The sequence below is a fragment of the Streptomyces lancefieldiae genome, from assembly GCF_031845825.1.
Lineage (GTDB): Bacteria > Actinomycetota > Actinomycetes > Streptomycetales > Streptomycetaceae > Streptomyces > Streptomyces lancefieldiae.
Map to the genome: position 1 here is coordinate 1 of NZ_JAVRFH010000361.1, position 426 is coordinate 426.

The following is a 426-nucleotide window of genomic DNA, read 5'->3' on the forward strand; positions in this document are numbered from 1 at the left end:
GGACTTCGCGGCTACGGCACGGACGGACTGCCGTCGGACCGGTTCCGCGGCCGGTGGGCGGCCCGCAACGCGACGTTCAGCGACCTCATGGTCCGCACGGGGCTGCGGCTGACCGAGCAGGCCAGCATCACCGTCCACGAAGTCCCCACCAGCACTGCCCTGGGCGGATACCAGCGGTTCTGGCTGCCTGGGGTGATCGCGAAGAACTTCTCCGCCCGGTGGGTCTACGTCCCGCACAGCATCGTCCAGGAGGTGATCGCCTACGTGGAGTGGGACCGGGTCGAGGTGGTCGAACAGGCCCGGGCAGCCGGCCGCTACCAGCACATCCGCCGACCCCTGGTTATTGCCGACCCGTCCCGCCCACACGTGGTGCACCGGCTCAGTGCCGGCGGTGGCCACCGGATCCGGCTGCAAGACCTTCGGCCG

General features: G+C 70.4%; 1 pseudogene. It reads left to right on the plus strand.

Annotated elements, in window-relative coordinates:
• Positions 1 to 426, plus strand: a pseudogene (locus RM812_RS42515) (tyrosine-type recombinase/integrase); the annotation flags it as partial.